This window comes from Caballeronia sp. 11_S32, assembly GCF_056930355.1.
On sequence record NZ_JBXOWH010000004.1, the window covers coordinates 359,257 to 371,449 of the forward strand.

The 12,193-nt window shown below is 64.6% G+C and carries 8 protein-coding genes; 6 read left to right on the forward strand and 2 right to left on the reverse strand.

Annotated features, from left to right (window positions below):
- Window positions 1-343 precede the first annotated feature (343 nt).
- Window positions 344-2,266 carry a tetratricopeptide repeat protein gene (locus AC1Z32_RS27690; protein WP_483482037.1) on the forward strand — a complete coding sequence of 641 codons (1,923 nt, stop codon included), beginning with the start codon at window positions 344-346 and terminating at the stop codon, window positions 2,264-2,266.
- A 36-nt stretch (window positions 2,267-2,302) separates the two neighbouring features.
- Here the strand turns inward: AC1Z32_RS27690 and AC1Z32_RS27695 are convergent, their stop codons facing one another.
- Window positions 2,303-2,818, reverse strand: coding sequence for an isochorismatase family protein (locus tag AC1Z32_RS27695; protein WP_483482038.1), 516 nt, complete (start codon window positions 2,816-2,818; stop codon window positions 2,303-2,305).
- Window positions 2,819-2,822: 4 nt separating this feature from the next.
- Window positions 2,823-4,157: an inositol monophosphatase gene (locus AC1Z32_RS27700; RefSeq protein ID WP_483482039.1), complete on the reverse strand. Its 1,335-nt coding sequence runs from the start codon at window positions 4,155-4,157 to the stop codon at window positions 2,823-2,825.
- A gap of 86 nt (window positions 4,158-4,243) precedes the next feature.
- Between AC1Z32_RS27700 and AC1Z32_RS27705 the strand changes: the two genes are divergently transcribed.
- The 5 genes from AC1Z32_RS27705 (at window position 4,244) to katE (ending at window position 12,111) form a co-directional block, all read left to right on the forward strand.
- Window positions 4,244-4,666, forward strand: a complete 423-nt coding sequence (locus tag AC1Z32_RS27705; protein ID WP_483482040.1) for a GFA family protein — start codon at window positions 4,244-4,246, stop codon at window positions 4,664-4,666.
- Window positions 4,667-4,674: 8 nt separating this feature from the next.
- Window positions 4,675-5,580 (forward strand): DUF72 domain-containing protein, encoded by a 906-nt coding sequence (locus AC1Z32_RS27710; protein ID WP_483482041.1) that lies wholly within the window; start codon window positions 4,675-4,677, stop codon window positions 5,578-5,580.
- A 190-nt stretch (window positions 5,581-5,770) separates the two neighbouring features.
- A complete protein-coding gene (locus tag AC1Z32_RS27715) occupies window positions 5,771-7,345 on the forward strand; it encodes a S53 family peptidase (RefSeq protein ID WP_483482042.1) in 1,575 nt (524 codons plus the stop codon).
- 122 nt (window positions 7,346-7,467) lie between these two features.
- Entirely contained in the window at window positions 7,468-9,114 is a 1,647-nt protein-coding gene (locus tag AC1Z32_RS27720) for a S10 family peptidase (RefSeq protein ID WP_483483330.1), read from the forward strand.
- A gap of 870 nt (window positions 9,115-9,984) precedes the next feature.
- The gene (gene katE / locus AC1Z32_RS27725) at window positions 9,985-12,111 is read left to right on the forward strand and encodes a catalase HPII (RefSeq protein ID WP_483482043.1); all 2,127 of its coding nucleotides are present in this window, start codon (window positions 9,985-9,987) and stop codon (window positions 12,109-12,111) included.
- Window positions 12,112-12,193 lie beyond the last annotated feature (82 nt).

The window sequence follows — 12,193 nt, forward strand, 5'->3', positions numbered from 1 at the left end:
TCCTTCGGATGGGGCGTGAAGACGCGCATGATGCGCAGGACGCGGATATGTCCAGTCGGCCAACCGTAAGCCGACCGAACGTTCGACCACCCGCGACGGGTAGAGGCGAGCAAGTACGGTGCCATGCGGCGAAGCCGTTCGCATGGCGGCATGTCTTTGCAGTTCACGCGCGGCCATGCAAGTAAATGCTGCATGCGCGCGTAAATCCGGGCGCGACGCCTGCAAGCTGCGCGCAAGTATTGCGATTGTTTCGCGGCGCGCGTGCCGCTTCAGCGCACTTTGTGACCATTCAGCCGGGCGCGACGCTTCAAAATGGCGCGTCTGGCTGTCGAGTAAATCCAGTATGGCGTCCCATTCGAGCCTTTATCACGTCGCGCTTTCTCACTATTCGCAGGGACGTTACGCAGATGCGTCGAGCGCGCTCGCGCCGCTCCTTCAAACCGATGGCGCCGATGCCGACGCGCTCAATCTCGCCGCTGTCTGCGCGTATCGCATGCAGTTGCATGAGGAAGCCGAAGCATGCTGGCGCCGGGCAATCACCGCGCGTCCTCTGGACGCCGGTCTGCGCGCCAATCTGGGCAATTTTCTGAGAGAGAGGCGGCGCTTCACGGACGCGGAAAGCCTGTACCGCGACGCGCTCGCGATTCGCCCGGATTTTCCCGAAGCGCACTTCAATCTCGCCGCGATGCATACGCGGGCCGGGCGTTGGCCGGAAGCGGAGGCGGCTTACCGGCAGGCGCTGGCTGCGCGTCCGGATTATGCGGAAGCGCACAACGACTTCGGCAATCTGCTGCACAGGATCGGGCGTCTGAACGAAGCCCGGACGCATCTCGAACGCGCGCTCGCGGCCCATCCCGACTGGGCCGACGCGCATTACAACCTCGGCAATGTGCTGAAGGCGTCCGGCCGCCTGCCCGAAGCGGAGCGCGCGTATCGCAAGGCTGTTTCGCTGCGTCCGGATCTCGCGGGCGCGCACGGCAATCTGGGCGGTGTGCTGGAGGCGCTTGGCCGCCGGCAGGAAGCCGAGGCGGCGTATCGAAGCGCGCTCGGGTGCCGCCCGGACATGAGCGAGTCCTGCTTCAACCTCGGCAACGCGATCTACGAGCAATGCGCGTCCGGCCGCTGGGATCGCTTGCGCGAAGCCGAGGCCGCGTACCGTCGAGCGCTGTCCATTCGGCCGGATTTTCCCGCCGCGCTCGGCAACCTGGGGATTCTGCTCAAGGAACACCGGGGCCGCCTGAGCGAAGCCGAGGCGCTGTTTCGGCACGCATCGCACATCGACCCGAACTCCGACGACGCCCGTCTCAATCTCGCGACGACGCTCCTGCGCGCCGGCGATTACGAACGAGGCTGGCCGCTCTTCGAAACGCGCCATGGCGAACGTGGGTCGCAGTCACGCATCCGGCCGCCCGATCTGGCTTGTCCCCGATGGCGTGGCGAGCCGGTCGCGGGCAAAACGCTCGTCGTGATGGCGGAGCAGGGCTTCGGCGACACGCTCCAGTTCTGCCGCTATCTGCCGCTCGTGAAGGCGCAGGGCGTCGCGAGACTGATGGTCGTGTGTCCGCCGCCGCTCGTCGCCCTGATCCGGTCGATGGACGCCGTGGACGTCTGCATCGCCCAGGCCGATCTGCACGCGCTGCCGCCCGCTGATTACTGGTGCTTCATGATGAGCCTGCCGATGCTGATGGGCACCACGCTCGATACCATTCCCGCGCCGGTGCCGTATCTGCGGCAGTCGCGGGAGCGCGTCGCGTTCTGGCGTGAGCGTCTGCCGGAGGGCGCGCCGAAGATCGGGCTCGTCTGGGCCGGTGAGCCGCGTCCGCACTTGCCCGACCGCTTCGGGACATTCAGCCGGCGCTGGCTCGACGCGCGTTTGCTGGCGCCGCTCGCCGCGTTGCCTGGTTTCGCATTCGTCAGCCTGCAGAAAGGTCCGGACGCGCGCGCTCAGATCGACGCGCTGCCATTGTCGAGCCGCCCGCTCGACCTGATGGACGGCGTCAAGGACTTCAACGACACGGCGGCGCTCATCGCCTCGCTGGATCTCGTCATCACGGTGGATACGGCCGTCGCGCATCTGGCGGGCGCGCTCGGCAAGCCCACCTGGGTTTTGCTGTGCTCGAACGCGTGCTGGCGCTGGCTGGAAGATCGCGATGACTCGCCGTGGTATCCGTCGGCGCGGCTCTTCAGGCAGACGCAGCCGGGCAACTGGGAAGAAGTGATCGGGCGCGTCGCGGCGGAGCTGTCCCGATTCGATGTCGGCAACTAACCGTCTGTCGATGCCGAAGCCGCCGCGGCGATCCGATCATTTGACGAGCGCGAGCACGTCCCTGAAGCGCGGATGCCGGCAACTGCCGAGCCAGCCGAAAATCGTGGTTTCGACGCTCGTGAGACGCGCGCCCTCCTGTTGCGCCCGCGCGAGTGCGACGGCGCGATCGTCGGCGCGGCGCGATGCGGCCGCATCCGCCACATACTCCACGCGATAGCCGAGCCGCAGCAGGCCGAGCACCGTCAGCAGCACGCATACATGCGCTTCCGCGCCGGCCACCCAGAGCGTAGCGGGCGCGGGCGGCAGCGCGGCGACGAAAGCGGGTGCGAGCGTCGCATCGAAGGTGTGCTTCTCGATCACGGTCGCGGTGCGGATGTCGTCGAGCAGGACATTCACGGTTGCGCCGAGCCCCCGCGGATTCTGCTCCGTGACGAGCACCGGCACATCGAGCAGATGCGCCGCGCGAAGCAGCGCGGCGACGCGCCCGGCGAGGCGTTCGCCGCCGTCGAGATGCGGCAGCAGCCGCGCCTGCATGTCGACGATGACGAGCACCGCGTTATGCCTCGCTTTCCATGATCCGGTCGATGAGCCGCGCGTTCTCGCCCGCCGAGCCGATGCCCGCGTGCTTGGCCATCGGCACGAAGAAGTGCGTGGCGATCGGCAGCTTCGAGCGTTCGAGCCAGTTCGTCAGATGCGCGGTGAGGCGCTTCGCCGGCGTTTTCAGCTCGTCGCGCAGCACGCCGGGCAATTTCTCGAAGTGACGCATGTCCGTCTGATACGGCTCGGGCGCGACGCAGAGCGCGTTCGGCCGGCCATCGACATCCACGGGAAGGCGCTCCAGCGCCTGATGCAGCAGTGCGACGCCCAGCCCCTCGCCGCGCCACGGCTTGCGCACTTCCCACAGGCTGATGTAGATCACGCGATGCGCGTTGAACACCTCGCACAGCCTTTCCGGGCCGAGCGCCTCGGTGGCCGCGAGCGCGAGCGAGAGCATCTCGCCGGAGTAGGTGTCGAGCGTGTAGACGAGATCGGCGCTGCTCGTGAGCGGCGGCACCTTGACGAGCTGGAGCCTGACCGCCGCCGCGACAATGTCGCTGCCCGCCTCGTGGAACACGGCGAACGCGGTGCCGAGGCGCTCGTCGTCGACCTGCGGGTACTCGTGACGATAGGTCATCGTGAAGAGAAACGGTCCGATCTTCTCCCGATACGCGAGCGGACGGTCGACGTCGTAATCGTCGGCGCCGTCGAGGCCGTAGGGATCGTAGTCGCGTTTCTCGCGGCGCTCGCCGTTCGATGCCGCGAGCGCCGCGAGCGGCCGACGCGATTCGGGCACCAGATCTTCCGGCAAGCCTTCCCATGTGAGGCGCAAAAACTCCCGTCCGCCCCGATAGTGCGTCTCGAAGAGCGAGACCACCGGCTCGCCCGCGACCGGATCGAGGATGCGCTGCGCGCATTCATAGGCGCGGTCGAGAAGCTGATCGGCTTCGGCGGGATCGGGCGAGAGGTGCGGCTCGCTGCCCTGCGGCACGGCGGGCAAGCCTTTTGCGAGGCGTTGCTTGTGCGCGAGCTCGAGCCATTCGTCGGCGGCGCGTTCGGCGATGAACCCCGCCGCGATGCGATAGCCCGTCAGCACGATCGACTGGCCGGTGCGCCCGAGCGGGAAGGTGTACTCGTCGGACATGGCGTCGTCGACGGTGACGCCGCGGAAGGTCTCGCGCGGCAGGTTCGCGCTTGCCGCCGGATCGAAGCGGTCATGCGAGAGCACGTGGGCGACGAGGTCCGACGCGGCAGGGCCGAACTCCGATCCGGCGCCGGGCAGCAGCTTCAGGAGCGACAAGGTGCTGGTGGTGTTTTGTGTGTTTGTGGTGCCGGCCGTGCTCGATGTGCTCATGAGTGCCATCTCCGATCGTGAAGGGTTATCGTAACAAACCGCGAGGCGGGCGGGCCCGCGTGGCGGCGCATTTACGGGAGAGATCGATGAACGTTCAAAGGGACGATGAGCTGACGACAGCGGTTCATGAAGGAGGCTGCGCATGCGGCGCGTTCCGCTTTCGCGCGACGGGAAAACCAGCGCGCGTCGGCATGTGCCATTGCATGACGTGCCGGCAAGTGCACGGCTCCGCTTTTGGAGCTTATGCGATTTACGCGCGCGGCGACGTGACGATGAGCGGCGGCCTGTCGACCTGGCGCAGCTCGGACGACGGCCGGCGGCACTTCTGCCCGGTATGCGGCTCGGTCGCCTATATGGAGTTCACGACGCGCGATGAAGTCGATCTGCCCATCGGCGCGTTCGACGAAACCGGTCTCTTCGAGCCGGACTACGAACTGTGGTGCAGGCATCGCGAGCCGTGGCTGCCGCGGGGCGTGCGTCCGGAATACGACAAGGAGCGCCCGCATTAGGCGGCGCGATGCCGGGACGCATCCGCATCGGCATATCGGGCTGGCGCTACGCCGGCTGGCGCGGCGTGTTCTATCCGAAGAAGCTCGCGCAGGCCCGCGAGCTCGATTTCGCGTCACGCGCGGTCCAGACCGTCGAGATCAACGGATCGCATTATTCGCTGCAGAGCGTGGCGAGCTATCGCGCGTGGCATGACGCGACGCCTGCCGGGTTCGTTTTCAGCGTGAAGGGGCCGCGCTATCTGACCCACATGCTGCGCTTTCGCAACGAGACGGCCCTTCCGGCGATCGCCAATTTCTTCGCGTCCGGCGTGCTTGCGCTCGGCAGCAAGCTCGGACCGTTTCTCTGGCAGTTTCCGCCAAACTTTTCGTTTCGCCCGGACGCCTTCGAGCGCTTTCTCGAACTGCTGCCGAAGGACACCGTAGCCGCCGCGCGTCTCGCTCAGGGCCACGATACGCGCGTGAAGGAGCCGTGGTTCGAGCCGGGCAGGAAGCGCGCGTTGCGGCACGCGGTCGAGATCCGCAATCCGAGCTTCTGCACCGATGAATTCGTCCGCCTGCTGCGCAAGCACGGCGTGGGGCTCGTCGTCTCCGATTCGGTCGCCGGATGGCCCTACGCCGAAGACCTCACCTCCGATTTCACTTATCTGCGGCTGCATGGCAGCGAAACCTTGTATGGCGGCAGTTATAAGGACGAGGCGCTCGATGAATGGGCGCGGCGCATCGAGCGCTGGGCGGCGGGCGGACAGATCGACGACGCGCGCCTGATCTCATCGGCGAAACCGCGCCCGCGCGCCGCCCGCGATGTCTTCTGCTACTTCGACAACGACCAGAAAGTGCGGGCCCCTTTCGACGCGCGCCGCCTGATGGAGCGCCTCGGACTCGTGGCCGGGCATCAGATCGGGACAAGCCGTTGAAGTCCGGGACACCATTTGTCCCGCCGGAACTGCATCCTCTTATCAACGGTCCGAGCAATTGCATTCGCGCCCGGAAAATAAGACGATAAGTGGCGTGCGCTGCGGAAGCCGAAACACGCGCGCCGGGATGCACGAGAGCGGCAGGATCGAGAACCTTTGAACTTCAAGGCCAACGAGGAGCATCGATACCATGACGAAGCAACCGGTCAGCGGCAGCGACAAGATTCATCCCGAAGGTGCGAAATGCATCGGCGACTGCGATCCCGCCGAGCAGATCGAAGTAATCGTGATGCTGCGGCGCAAGGACGAAGCGGGCTTCAAACAGATGATGGCGCGCATCGACGAAGGCGAGGCGCCCGCGCAAGCGGTCTCACGCGAAGAGTTCGACAAGCGTTTCACCGCTTCGGACGAAGACATCGAAAAGGTCAAGGCCTTCGCCAAACAATACGGCCTGACAGTCGTGCGCGCCGAAACCGAAACGCGCAGCGTGGTGCTGAAGGGCAGCATCGATCAGTTCGAGAAAGCTTTCGACGTGAAGCTCGAGCGCTTTCAACATCACAACATCGGTGAGTATCGCGGCCGCACCGGGCCGGTCAACGTGCCCGACGAAATGCACGACGCCGTCACCGCCGTGCTCGGCCTCGACAGCAAGCCGCAGGCGCGTCCGCACTTCCGCTTCCGCCCGCCGTTCAGGCCCGCGCGGGGCGCGACGCCCGCGTCGTTCACGCCGGTCGATCTCGCGCGCCTCTACGACTTCCCCGATAGCGACGGCGCCGGCCAGTGCATCGCGATCATCGAGCTGGGCGGCGGCTATCGGGACAGCGATCTCTCCGCATATTTCTCGAAGCTCGGCGTGAAGGCGCCGAACGTGGTGGCGATCGGCGTGGACAACGCGAAGAACGCGCCGACGGGCAATCCGAACGGTCCGGACGGCGAAGTGACGCTCGACATCGAGATCGCGGGCGCCATTGCGCCGGGCGCGCGCATTGCCGTGTACTTCGCGCCGAACAGCGACGCCGGTTTCGTCGATGCCGTCAATCGCGCGCTGCACGATGCCACCAACGAGCCGTCCGTGATATCGATCAGCTGGGGCGGGCCGGAGTCGATGTGGTCGTCGCAATCGATGGGCGCCTTCAACGACGTGCTGCAAAGCGCGGCCGCGCTCGGCGTGACGGTCTGCGCGGCATCGGGCGACAGCGGCTCGTCCGATGGCGTCGGCGACGGCGCGGATCACGTCGACTTTCCCGCATCGAGCCCGTACGTGCTCGGCTGCGGCGGCACGAGCCTCGCGGCGTCGGCAACCGGCATCACCAAGGAAGTCGTGTGGAACGACGGCGATCAGGGCGGCTCGGGCGGCGGCGGGGTGTCCGGCGCGTTCGCGCTGCCGGTGTGGCAGAAGGGGCTCTCGGTCACGCGCAACGGCAAGCCCACGGCGCTCGCCAAACGCGGCGTGCCCGATGTGGCGGGCGACGCATCGCCGCAAACCGGCTACGAAGTGCTGATCGACGGCGACGACACGGTCGTCGGCGGCACGAGCGCGGTCGCGCCGCTGTGGGCCGCGCTTATCGCCCGCATCAACGCGATCAACAAGTCGCCGGCGGGCTTCGTCAATCCGAAGCTCTACAAGGCGAAGACGGTGTTCCGCGACATCACGGAAGGCAGCAACGGCAGCTTCTCGGCGGCGGCCGGCTGGGACGCATGCACCGGCATGGGCAGCCCCGACGGCGGAAAGATCGCGGCGCTGCTCAGGCCCGCGAAGAGCTGAAGCAGGATGCAGCAAGGCGTAAGACAGTGAACAACAACCACGACGACGATTCTGGAGCGACGACGATGAACTCCGATCCACTGGCAGCGAGCGACAAACCCGCGAGCGCGGAAGAACCGGCAATGGCGGCCGCGGCGAAGAAAGCGCCGAAGAAGACCACGACGGCGAAGAAAGACCAGCCGTACTTCGATCCGGTCGCGTACGGCAACGGCCCCGACGACGCGGTCGCCGCGACCGAGGCCGACGAGAACGCGGCGATCACGCATCACAGCGTGACGATAGGCGGCGCGAAGATTGCCTATACGGCGACGGTCGGCCATCTCGTGACCGTCGATCCGAGCAGTTCGAAGCCGGACGCGAAGATGTTCTATGTCGCGTTCACGAAGGACGGCGCGAAGGAGGAAACGCGGCCGCTCACGTTCTTCTATAACGGCGGGCCGGGTTCGTCGTCGGTGTTCGTGCTGCTCGGCTCGTTCGCGCCGCGCCGCATCAAGACGGCGATGCCGAGCTTCACGCCGCCCGCGCCGTATCAGATGGAGGACAACCCGGACAGCCTGCTCGACCGCAGCGACCTGATCTTCATCAATCCGGTCGGCACGGGCTATTCCGCCGCGATCGCGCCGAACAAGAACCGCGATTTCTGGGGTGTCGATCAGGACGCGGGCTCGATCGCGCAGTTCATCAAGCGCTATCTGACGAAGAACAATCGGTGGAATTCGCCCAAGTTCCTGTTCGGCGAGTCGTACGGCACGGCGCGCAGTTGTGTGCTCGCGTACAAGCTGCACGAGGATGGCATCGACCTGAACGGCGTGACGCTGCAATCGTCCATTCTGGATTACCGTCAGGCGGGCAATCCTGTCGGCGCGCTGCCGACCGCCGCCGCAGACGCGTGGTATCACAAGAAGCTCGGCGTGCATCCGACGCCGACCAGCCTGCTGAACTTTGCCGAGGAAGTCGCGGAATTTTCCCGTACGGACTATCTGAACGCGCTGCGCAAGTTTCCGCAGACCGACGATGAAGTCGTCGAGAAGCTTTCCGAATACACGGGCATCGACAAGGCGACATTGCTCGCGTGGAGTCTCGATATCGCGGCTTACGACAGCCGGGGCAACTCGCTTTTCCTGACGACGCTGCTGAAGTCGAAGGGCGAATCGCTCGGCGCCTACGATGGCCGCGTGACGGCGATCTCGACGGGCATCGCGGGGAAGATCGACCCGAACTCGGGCGGCAACGATCCGACGATGACCGCGGTGAGCGGCGTCTACACGACGATGTGGAACAGCTATCTGAACGAGCAGTTGAAGTTCACGTCGACTTCTTCGTTCACGGATCTGAACGATCAGGCGTTCCTCAACTGGGACTTCAAGCATACGGACCCGACGGGCGCGCAGAAAGGCGTCGATTCGAAGGGCAACATCATTCTTTACACGGCGGGAGACCTCGCCGCGGTGATGGCGTTGAACGTGGATCTGAAGGTGCTCGCCGCGAACGGGATGTATGACTTCGTGACGCCGTTCTATCAGACGATCATCGATTTGCAGCAGATGCCGCTGATCGACAAGACCGTGAGGCAGAATCTGTCGGCGACGTTCTATCCGTCGGGGCATATGGTGTATCTCGACGGCGGGTCGAGGACGCAGCTCAAGGCCGATCTCGCGAAGATGTACGACGAGGCAACGTCGAATCATGCGGCTATGAGCCGGATCATTACTTTGCAGAGGACTACGGCGGTGAAGTTGGGGGCTTTATCGCCGGTGGATGGCGCCTGACGGCGTTTGGTCTTTTTTGGGGTTTTTTCTGGCGCAGGCGCGGGTGTTTGTTCGCTCGCGCGTTTTTTTTTTCGCCGGATCCCGTTGTGTCTTTGGTTTATTAGCGTTGCCCCTATGCGGGGCGGCAGTCACTTTCTTTGCTGCTGCAAAGAAAGTAACCAAAGAAACAGCTTGTCCCATCCAAAGTGCTTCAGGCCGGCCCCGGCACAGAAGATCGGCTGTGGTCCGGCAGTAGCGAGTGCCCTCATAGGCCATACCGGGCTTGGATCGCGCACGGTCTGCCACATCGCACCGCACAACTAAGTGGTAAGGCGCGAAATAGCTCCGGCCCGCTTCGCGGCCGACCGGTAAATCGGGTCCGCGCGCGCCTATTTGCTAACGCTTCTATCTCTTGGCATTCGCCCCACCGTTGGTTTCCCTTGCAAACCCAACGGCAGCGCGTAGCGCTGTGCCGGAGCTATTTGGTGCTGAACCAGCGCCCTTACACTCCTAACTAGTCAGACCGTGCGCGATCCAAGCCCGATTAGGCCTTTGAGGGCACTCGCTACTGCCGGACCACATACCATCTTCTGTGCCGGGGCCGGCATGAAGCACTTTGGATGGGGATAGCTGTTTCTTTGGTTACTTTCTTTGCAGCAGCAAAGAAAGTGACTGCCGCCCCGCATAGGGGCAGAGCCAATAGACCGACGCGAAAACAGGATTTCGCGAAAGCGCGAGCGCCCGGGAAGACCTAACTCAAGGACAACACCAATAGACCAACACGAACACGGGATCCGGCGAAAAAACCGAAAAGCGCAAGCACCCCAACAGTGGGAACATCAATTGCGGCAGTGAGCGCAAAACCTCACCCCAACCGGAGTTCCCCTCAAAATGGCGACAAAAAAGCAGCAACCCGCGAACGGCGTCGCGCGCACCCCCTCGCAGAGCAATACCAACAAGAAAACCGAAGCTCTCGAAACCTTCCGCACCGACGCCACCAATCAGGCCCTCACGACGAATCAGGGCGTCAAGATCGCCGATAACCAGAACACCCTGCGCGCCGGCGAGCGCGGCCCGTCGCTGCTCGAAGACTTCATCATGCGTGAAAAAATCACGCACTTCGACCACGAGCGCATTCCCGAACGCATCGTCCACGCGCGCGGCTCGGCGGCGCACGGCGTCTTCAAGGTCTACGAATCGCAAGCCGATCTGACCAAGGCCGCGTTCCTGCAAGAGCCGTCGAAGGAAACACCCGTCTACGTGCGCTTCTCGACCGTGCAAGGCTCGCGCGGCTCCGCCGATACCGTGCGCGACGTGCGCGGCTTCGCCGTCAAGTTCTACACCGAGGAAGGCAACTTCGATCTCGTCGGCAACAACATGCCCGTGTTCTTCATCCAGGATGCGATCAAGTTCCCCGACTTCGTCCACGCCGTGAAGCCCGAGCCGCACAACGAAATGCCGCAAGGCGGCTCCGCGCACGATACCTTCTGGGACTTCGTCTCGCTCGTGCCGGAATCCGCGCACATGGTGCTCTGGACCATGTCCGACCGCGCTATTCCCCGAAGCCTGCGCACGATGGAAGGTTTCGGCATCCATACCTTCCGCTTCATCAATGCAGAGGGCAAAGGCCGCTTCGTCAAGTTCCACTGGCGGCCGACGATCGGTTCGGCGTCGCTGCTGTGGGACGAAGCACAGAAACTCGCGGGCAAGGACCCGGACTTCCATCGCCGGGATTTGTGGGAAGCGATAGACAACGGCGACTATCCCGAGTGGGAACTCGGCGTGCAGATGGTCGAGGAAGAGGATGAGCACAAGTTCGACTTCGATCTGCTCGACCCCACCAAGATCATTCCCGAAGAACTCGTGCCGCTCAAGATGATCGGCAAGCTGACGTTGAATCGCAATCCCGACAACTTCTTCGCGGAGACGGAGCAGGTCGCGTTCTGTCCAGGGCATATCGTGCCGGGCATCGACTTCACCAACGATCCGCTCCTGCAAGGGCGTCTTTTCTCCTACACCGATACGCAGATCAGCCGTCTCGGCGGCCCGAATTTCCACGAAATCCCGATCAACCGTCCGCTCGCGCCGCTGCACAACGGCCAGCGCGACGCGATGCATCGCCAGACCATCGACAAGGGGCAGGCGTCCTACGAGCCGAATTCCATCGACGGCGGCTGGCCGAAGGAAACCGGTCCGGCCGCGTCGGGCGGTGGCTTCGAAAGCTACACGCAGCGCGTCGAAGGCTCGAAGATCCGCGTGCGCAGCCCGTCGTTCCAGGACCACTACTCGCAGGCGACGCTCTTCTGGAACAGCATGACCGATCCGGAAAAGGATCACATCGTCGGCGCGTATTCGTTCGAGTTGAGCAAGGTGGAACGCAAGAATATCCGCGAGCGCCAACTCGGCATCCTCGCCAATATCGACGAAACCCTCGCCGCGCGCGTCGCCGCGAATCTCGGCCTGCCCGCGCCGAAGCAGAGCGCGGGCGCGGACGAGCTCGGCAAGTCGTCGGTGCGGGAATCGCCAGCGTTGTCGATCGTCGCGAAGACGAAGCCTTCGATCAAGACGCGCAAGGTCGCGATCCTCGCCGCGCAGGGCGCCGATGCCGCGAGCATCAAGGCCGTGCAGGACGCGCTCAAGGCCGAAGGCGCGCACGCGAAGGTGATCTCCCCGGTGCTCGGCTCGCCCGCGCAAGGCATCGAGGCCGATGCGACCATTCTCGGCATGCCGTCGGTCATGTTCGACGGCGTGATCGTCGCGGGCGGCAAGGACAGCGCGAAGTTGCTGTCCGAATCCGGCGACGCGCGCCACTTCGTGCTCGAAGCGTTCAAGCACCTGAAGGCGATCGGCGCGATCGGCGATGGCGAGGACGTGCTCGCGGCCGCGCATCTGCCGAACGGCGAGGAAGGCATCGCGGTGGGCAGCGACGTCAAGCAGGTGCTGAAGGCGTTCATCGAAGCGATGAGCAAGCATCGCGTGTGGTCGCGCGCGCAAAAGGCGGAGTCGGTGCCGGCCTGATTTAGAGGACGGCGCGCGGCGTTTCACGTGTTGTAACGATACGCAGCCACGGCACGCGCGGCCATATATACGCACTCTGGCC